We start from the raw sequence: 5952 nt of genomic DNA, 5'->3' as shown, positions 1-5952 counted from the left end.
TCGCCACCCGGCGTCGCTTCCACGGCACGCTTGCCGACCTGCCTTCGCTGGAAGCGCGCGCCGATCTTTCCGGCCCGGTCATGACCATCATCGGCGATGCGGTCGCCGGCGCCAACTTTGAACGATCCGAGCCGCTGGCGGCACACAGGCATGAAGGCGCGTCCAGTTCGGTCGCCGAAGGAGTTCAGCAATGAAGATACTGACCGCCAACCGCCTCGCAGACGGCATTGCCGTCTGGTACGCCGATGGCGGCTGGGCCGAGACGGTGGACCATGCCGACCTCGCCCATGACAAGGCAGCCGACGACAGGCTCGAGGCGATCGGCGCCAAGGCCTATGCCGCCAACGAAGTGGTCGACGTCAATTTGATCGACGCTGAAGTCGTCAACGGCGTCGTCCAACCGGTGCGGCTGCGCGAGAAGATCCGCGCCGCCGGCCCGACCATCCGCAACGATCTCGGCAAGCAGGCTGCGCGGGCAGCATAACCATAACCAAGACACCAGGCATGGGCGGACGCGCCCTGAAAGACCAAGCATGTACCGTTACGATGAGTTCGATCACGATTTTGTCCAGGCCCGCGTCGCCGAGTTCAGCGACCAGGTGCAGCGTCGTCTTGCCGGCGAGATCACCGAGGACCAGTTCCGGCCATTGAGGCTGATGAACGGCGTCTATCTCCAGCTGCATGCCTACATGCTGCGCATCGCGGTGCCGTACGGCACGCTGAACGGCAAGCAGTTGCGCATGCTTGGCCACATCGCCCGCAAATACGACAAGGGCTACGGCCATTTCACCACGCGCCAGAACATCCAGTTCAACTGGCCGGCGCTGTCGGACATTCCGGCGATCCTGGCGGATCTCGCAAGCGTCGAGATGCATGCCATCCAGACCAGCGGCAATTGCATCCGCAACGTCACCGCCGACCACTTCGCCGGCGCTGCCGCCGACGAGGTCGCCGATCCGCGTCCCTACGCGGAAATTCTGCGCCAGTGGTCGTCTGTGCATCCGGAATTCTCGTTCCTGCCGCGCAAGTTCAAGATCGCGGTGACGGGCGCCGAGCGCGACCGCGCCGCCATCCAGACCCACGACATCGGCCTGCACCTGAAGAAGAACGCCGCAGGCGAACTCGGTTTCGCCGTCTATATCGGCGGCGGCCAGGGCCGCACGCCAATGGTTGCCCGGAAAATCCGCGACTTCCTGCCGGAAGCCGACCTTCTGTCCTACTGCACGGCGATCCTGCGCGTTTACAACCTCTACGGCCGCCGCGACAACAAGTACAAGGCGCGTATCAAGATCCTCGTCCATGAGACCGGCGTAGAGGAGATCACCCGTCAGGTCGAGGCCGAGTGGCAGGAGTTGAAGGACGCCGAGCTGAAGCTGCCGGAAGCCGACATCCGCGCCATCGAAGCCTATTTCGCGCCACCAGTGCTCGCTGGGCGGCCGGAAGGCGACCAGGCGGTCAAGCTGGCGCGGCTCGATTCCAAGCGGTTCTCGGAGTGGCTCGACCAGAATGTCGTGACGCACCGCCATCCCGACTATGCGGCGGTGACGATCTCGCTGAAGGGCATCGGCGAGGTGCCCGGCGACGCCTCGGACAGCCAGATGGAAGCGATCGCCGACATCGCCGAGAAATATGGCTTTGACGAGCTGCGTGTCAGCCATGAGCAGAACCTGATCCTGCCGCATGTGGCCCGCGCCGACCTCAAGGCGGTCTATGATGCGCTGGTCGGCATTGGCCTGGCGACGGCCAATTCCAATTTGATATCGGACATCATCGCTTGCCCGGGCCTCGATTATTGCGCGCTGGCCACGGCGCGCTCGATCCCGATCGCGCAGGAAATCTCGCGCCGCTTCGCCTCGCTTGAGCGGCAGCGCGAGATCGGCGAACTGAAGCTGAAGATCTCCGGCTGCATCAACGCCTGCGGTCATCACCATGTCGGCCACATCGGCATCCTCGGCGTCGAGAAGAAGGGCTCCGAACTCTATCAGATAACGCTGGGCGGCTCGGCCGACGAGAACACCTCGGTCGGCGAGATCATCGGCCGCGGCTTCTCGTCGGAAGAGATCACCGACGCCATCGAGCAGATCGTCGAGACCTATCTCGGCCTTCGGCTCGACCCACAAGAGAAATTCATCGACGCCTACCGCCGAGTCGGTCCCGCGCCGTTCAAGGAGGCGCTCTATGCTGGCGAAGCCAAGGCCGCTTGACCGTATTGGAGACGTCGATGACGGCATCGCCGCCAAAGCGGCGGGGCTCGATGCGCTCTATGGTCATCTGAAGCCGATCGAGATCATCGAACGCTCGGCCCGCGAACTGTTCCTCGACGAGATCGCGGCGGTGTCGTCGTTCGGCGCGGATTCGGCTGTGCTGCTGCACATGATCGCCAAGATCGACCGGACACTGCCGGTCATCTTCCTCGATACCGGCAAGCATTTCGAGGAGACGCTCGGCTATCGCGATGCGCTCGCCGCCGATTTCGGGCTGACCAACATAAGGGTGATCAAACCCGAGGAAGCGGCGCTCGAACGGATCGATCCGACGGGCAATCTGCATCAGAGCAACACCGACGCCTGCTGCGACGTGCGCAAGGTGGAGCCGCTGGCGCGCGGCGTCGCGCCATTTCGTGCCTGGCTCACCGGCCGCAAGCGTTTCCAGGCCGCGACGCGGGCAGCGCTGCCGGTGTTCGAGGCGGTCGGGCCGCGTATCCGCATCAATCCGCTGGCGCATTGGACGACATCGGACCAGGCGGATTACATGCGCGCGCATGCGCTGCGCGAAAATCCGTTGGTCGCCTACGGCTATCTGTCGATCGGCTGCTTCCCGTGCACGCAGCCGGTGCAGCCGGGCGAGGACGCGCGCAGCGGCCGCTGGGCCGGTCATGCCAAGACCGAGTGCGGCATTCACTTGTCGGGGCTGGAGAAGTCGCTGACCGACGCATCCCTTTAGGATATGCTGATATTCAGGTGAGGCTGGCCTGCAAATGGCAGCTTCCGGTGCTCGTGTACTTCAAGTACGCTCCGCTCGTCGCAGAGCGACCCCGGAAGCCGCCATTTTCGGCGCAGCCTGACCTGAATCTCAACATATCCTTGGTTCGTTTGACTGTTTAGGAACTTTTTGATGACTGGACCGACGACACCGGAGACCCGGCTCTGGACCCCTGCGGGTTTTCACGAGGATGAGTGGACGCATGCCGAAAGCGCCGATGCGCTGTCCGGCAACGGCCGCTTCATCCTGCCGTTGCAAGCCTTCCTCGATCTGGATCCGGAGGTGCGCCGCTCGGCCAAGGAACGGCTCGGTGTCCTGCTGCAGCCCGGTGATCAGCTCGAGAAGATTGCCGACCTGCTCGACCAGCTGTCGCTGGTGGCATTGGCCTTCCCGGCCTTCAGCGACGGCCGCTCCTTCTCCAAGGGAGAACTGCTGCGCCGCCGCTATCATTTCGAAGGTGCCGTTCGCGCCACCGGCCAGGTGCTGGTCGACCAACTGCCGCATATGCTGCGGCTGGGCTTCGACGAGTTCGAGATTTCCAATCCGGTGCTGTTGAAGCGCCTGGAGGAGGGCCGCACCGGCGGATTGGGACTTTACTACCAGCCAGCCGCCGTGCCGGAACCAAAAGGCCCGAAATACTCCTGGCGGCGCGTTCGCAGCAGCTGACGTTTCGGTAATTCCGCGCGTCTTTACATCAGTCGTGTTCAGGCCTTCTCTTGATCATCCGGAATAGAAAATCCGTGAACGATGGGGGAGGGGTCTTCATGCGTTACGACTATGTCATAGCCGGCGGTGGGCGCTTGCCGCACGGCCGTCATGATCGCCGAAAAGGCCGCTGACATGATCGGCGCTGCCCGATCGGAATTCCAGGCAGCGGCGCCCATAGCGCAGCGGTCCTTTTGTTCTTCTTGTTTTGACGCAATTGCCCAGGGAAAACGCTACGCGCCGTCCCTGGAATTGCTCAGGCCGCCGCCCGTGCCTCACGGAACGACACCAGCTTGCGGCGGTTTTCGTCCCACAACGCCAGTTTGACGCAGCGCAGGCTTTCGAGCAGCGTGACACGGCCGATGTCGCGCAGCTCGGGATAATCCCGCAGCACTTCCTGCAACCGGTAGCACGGCACCTTGGCGGAGAGGTGATGGACGTGATGGACACCGATGTTTCCGGTGAACCAGTTCAGCACCGGCGGGAGATCGTAATAGGACGATCCGTGCAAGGCAGCGTGTTGGAATTCCCAGTCGGCATCCTTCGCCCATTCCGTTTCCTCGAACTGGTGCTGGACATAGAACAGCCAGATGCCGGCCGAACCGGCGAGGATGACGATCGGCAGGTGGACCACCAGGAAAGCGCCTGGGCCGACGAACCAGATAAGGACGGCTGCTGCGACCGCGATGCCAAGATTGGTGGTCATCGACGACACCCAAGGGGTCAGGCCGCCGCGCATCATGCCGACGGGCAGCCTTTGTTCGAAGATGAACAGCCAGATCGGGCCAAGCCCGAACATCACCAGCGGGTGGCGATAGAGACGGTAGGCGAGGCGGCCCCGCCACGACATCTGCCGGTATTCTGCAACGGTCAGCGTCCGGATGTCGCCCATGCCGCGTTCGTCAAGATTGCCGGCGCTGGCGTGGTGCGTCGCGTGGGCGCGCCGCCAGCAATCGTAGGGCGTCAGCGTCAGGATGCCGAGCGCGCGGCCAATCCAGTCGTCCGCGTAGCGGTTGGCGAAGAAAGAGCCGTGGCCGCAATCGTGCTGGATCATGAAGATGCGTACCAGAAACCCGGCCGCGGGGAGGATGAGGATCAGTCCCCACCAATGGCCATAGGCATAGGCCGCCGAGGACAGTCCCCAGAGTATGGCGAATGGGATGAGGGTGATGGCGAGCTCGACGGCGCTGCGCCGCCTGTCAGGCTTCTTGTAGCGGGCGAGAATCTTCAGCCAGGCGCGCTTGCTGTTGGCGACCGCCTCAGGGGAAATCATGTTCATCAGGAAGCATAGGCGCGGTGCCTCGCCGCCGCAAGGCAACATCACGCAAAATTACTGTGCGTAATTGTCGCGTGGCTCGGCGGTCGAGCCAGCCAACCGCCAGCTTGACCTGTTGATTTCCGAGGGTCGGTTTCCCGTTGACGTCGATCGCTATTCGCGATCGAGGACGGGACAGCCGCGCTCGGTGCCAAAAGTCACGCGCACGCGGTCGCCACCCTGTCTGCCACGGACCGTGATCTCCCGGCGGCCGACGGACTCTATCCTTGCGCGGCGGATGCCCATTCGGTCTGCCTTGTCGAGAGCCCGGTCTTCCGTGCAGCCTCGTTGACGGCGGTCACGCCGGTCGTCGCGACGGGGGCCTTCGCAATCGTCGTAGGCGGGGTCGCAATCTTCCATGAGCTTCAGCCGCGGGCCATGTTTGCCCAATTGCAGTTGCAGATTGTCTGCTTGTGCTGGAAAGGCCGCCAAGGTGATGGCGCCGAGGCCGACAAGCGCCATCAGCGATGAGGTGATCGAAACCTTGCGCATTACGTCCTCCATTTGAACCACAACACATCTATCCTTAGATGGTTCGGCTCTCCCCGGCTATTGCCGATAGAAGGTTGGCTGCCAAGATCGATTGCTGTTACCGCCGGCGCCAGCCGATGTCACCGCGCTCCGCCCCATCGAGGCGGTCGAGCAGTTCTCTGAGCCGGTCGGGAATGTCGGCCTCGGTGCGGAAGGCCGGCAAGGTGCGCAGAAAGCGGGTCATCGCCTCGCCACCCAACTGGCGCCTGACCTCGATGGCCAGCACTTCTGCCTTTTCGCCCATGTTGCGGGTCATCATCTCAAAATCCTGTGTCGGCTTCGAAACTCCTCCAGCAAGGGAATGGTTCCCCCATCCTGCCTGTGTGGCAAGCAAAGGCGGCGGTTAAGGTAAAATTTAAATTAAAATCGAAATGTCTTGCCTGTCATTGTCCGGCCCTGGCCGGTGGCCTCCATAATCG

The 5952-nt window shown here is 62.9% G+C and carries 8 protein-coding genes and 1 pseudogene; 5 read left to right on the top strand and 4 right to left on the bottom strand.

Annotated elements, in window-relative coordinates; translation table 11 throughout:
* The 5 genes and pseudogenes from EN943_RS34045 to EN943_RS34025 form a co-directional block, all read left to right on the top strand.
* A pseudogene (locus tag EN943_RS34045) lies at window positions 1-194 on the top strand (uroporphyrinogen-III C-methyltransferase); the annotation flags it as partial.
* The gene (locus tag EN943_RS34040) at window positions 191-484 is read left to right on the top strand and encodes a DUF2849 domain-containing protein (RefSeq protein ID WP_127416264.1); all 294 of its coding nucleotides are present in this window, start codon (window positions 191-193) and stop codon (window positions 482-484) included. The pseudogene EN943_RS34045 and the gene EN943_RS34040, both read left to right, overlap by 4 nt.
* Before the next feature lie 49 nt (window positions 485-533).
* On the top strand, window positions 534-2204 hold the full coding sequence (locus EN943_RS34035; RefSeq protein ID WP_127416263.1) for a nitrite/sulfite reductase: 1671 nt from the start codon (window positions 534-536) through the stop codon (window positions 2202-2204).
* The gene (locus tag EN943_RS34030) at window positions 2179-2943 is read left to right on the top strand and encodes a phosphoadenylyl-sulfate reductase (RefSeq protein ID WP_127272509.1); all 765 of its coding nucleotides are present in this window, start codon (window positions 2179-2181) and stop codon (window positions 2941-2943) included. The genes EN943_RS34035 and EN943_RS34030 overlap by 26 nt, the downstream gene beginning before the upstream one ends.
* Window positions 2944-3114: 171 nt before the next feature.
* Window positions 3115-3648 (top strand): DUF934 domain-containing protein, encoded by a 534-nt coding sequence (locus EN943_RS34025; protein WP_127416262.1) that lies wholly within the window; start codon window positions 3115-3117, stop codon window positions 3646-3648.
* 38 nt (window positions 3649-3686) lie between these two features.
* On the opposite strand, the gene EN943_RS34020 is transcribed toward EN943_RS34025, so the two are convergent.
* From EN943_RS34020 to EN943_RS34005, 4 genes are all read right to left on the bottom strand, one after another.
* Window positions 3687-3866: a hypothetical protein gene (locus EN943_RS34020; RefSeq protein WP_127416261.1), complete on the bottom strand. Its 180-nt coding sequence runs from the start codon at window positions 3864-3866 to the stop codon at window positions 3687-3689.
* Window positions 3867-3943: 77 nt separating this feature from the next.
* A complete protein-coding gene (locus EN943_RS34015; RefSeq protein WP_127416260.1) occupies window positions 3944-4966 on the bottom strand; it encodes a fatty acid desaturase in 1023 nt (340 codons plus the stop codon).
* Window positions 4967-5116: 150 nt separating this feature from the next.
* A complete protein-coding gene (locus tag EN943_RS34010) occupies window positions 5117-5494 on the bottom strand; it encodes a hypothetical protein (RefSeq protein ID WP_164778522.1) in 378 nt (125 codons plus the stop codon).
* Window positions 5495-5591: 97 nt separating this feature from the next.
* Entirely contained in the window at window positions 5592-5792 is a 201-nt protein-coding gene (locus EN943_RS34005) for a hypothetical protein (protein ID WP_127416258.1), read from the bottom strand.
* Between the last annotated feature and the right edge of the window lie 160 nt (window positions 5793-5952).

The organism is Mesorhizobium sp. M7A.F.Ca.US.006.01.1.1 (genome assembly GCF_003997935.1).
Classification (GTDB): domain Bacteria; phylum Pseudomonadota; class Alphaproteobacteria; order Rhizobiales; family Rhizobiaceae; genus Mesorhizobium.
The sequence above is the reverse complement of the archived record's forward strand: the minus strand, read 5'-3'. Positions and strand labels throughout refer to the sequence as shown.

Excerpts from the sequence above, each read along its gene's own strand:
- EN943_RS34040 (WP_127416264.1), top strand. The coding sequence starts at position 191 with ATGAAGATACTGACCGCCAACCGCCTCGCAGACGGCATTGCCGTCTGG.
- EN943_RS34035 (WP_127416263.1), top strand. The coding sequence starts at position 534 with ATGTACCGTTACGATGAGTTCGATCACGATTTTGTCCAGGCCCGCGTC.
- EN943_RS34030 (WP_127272509.1), top strand. The coding sequence starts at position 2,179 with ATGCTGGCGAAGCCAAGGCCGCTTGACCGTATTGGAGACGTCGATGAC.
- EN943_RS34025 (WP_127416262.1), top strand. The coding sequence starts at position 3,115 with ATGACTGGACCGACGACACCGGAGACCCGGCTCTGGACCCCTGCGGGT.
- EN943_RS34020 (WP_127416261.1), bottom strand. The coding sequence starts at position 3,866 with ATGGGCGCCGCTGCCTGGAATTCCGATCGGGCAGCGCCGATCATGTCA.
- EN943_RS34015 (WP_127416260.1), bottom strand. The coding sequence starts at position 4,966 with ATGAACATGATTTCCCCTGAGGCGGTCGCCAACAGCAAGCGCGCCTGG.
- EN943_RS34010 (WP_164778522.1), bottom strand. The coding sequence starts at position 5,494 with ATGCGCAAGGTTTCGATCACCTCATCGCTGATGGCGCTTGTCGGCCTC.
- EN943_RS34005 (WP_127416258.1), bottom strand. The coding sequence starts at position 5,792 with ATGATGACCCGCAACATGGGCGAAAAGGCAGAAGTGCTGGCCATCGAG.